Genomic DNA, 564 nt, shown 5'->3' on the forward strand with positions numbered 1-564 from the left:
GAGGCAGGGCGGCGGCCGCCAGTACGGCTCTGAGTCTCTGTTTCACGCTGTCTCCTCACGAGTCGAGTCCGGGAGCGAGACGTCCGGCAGACTCCGTGGTGGCGGAGGCTGCCGGACGTGGTCGCCCCGGCGAAGCCGGGGCAGGGACGTCACCGTCAGACGCGGGTCCAGCGCTGGTTGGCCTGTCCGCTGCAGGACCAGATCTGGAGCTTGACGCCGTTGGCGGTCGAGTAGTTGGGGACGTCCAGGCACTTGTTGGCACCGACCGCGGTGATGGTGCCGTCGGCGTTGAAGCGCCACTGCTGGTTGTTCTGGCCGTTGCAGTCCCAGATGATCACGCTGGTGCCGTCGGCGGTGCCGCCACCGTTCACGTCGAGGCACTTGCCGCCGTAGACCCGTAGCTCACCGGCACTGGTCAGCGTCCACTGCTGGTTGCTCTGCCCGTTGCAGTCCCAGATCTGCACCTGGGTGCCGTTGGTCTGGGAGACGCCGGTGACGTCCAGGCAGCGGCCCGACCCCACCCCCTGGATGGCACTGGTGGAGGAGGTCGGCGACGGGCTGGGG

General features: G+C 68.6%; 1 protein-coding gene. It reads right to left on the reverse strand.

Annotated elements, in window-relative coordinates:
• Positions 1–155: 155 nt before the first annotated feature.
• The coding region (locus Msi02_RS42845) for an RICIN domain-containing protein (RefSeq protein WP_204053418.1) at positions 156–564 on the reverse strand (409 nt) is incomplete at its 5' end.

Source organism: Microbispora siamensis, assembly GCF_016863095.1.
Lineage (GTDB): Bacteria > Actinomycetota > Actinomycetes > Streptosporangiales > Streptosporangiaceae > Microbispora > Microbispora siamensis.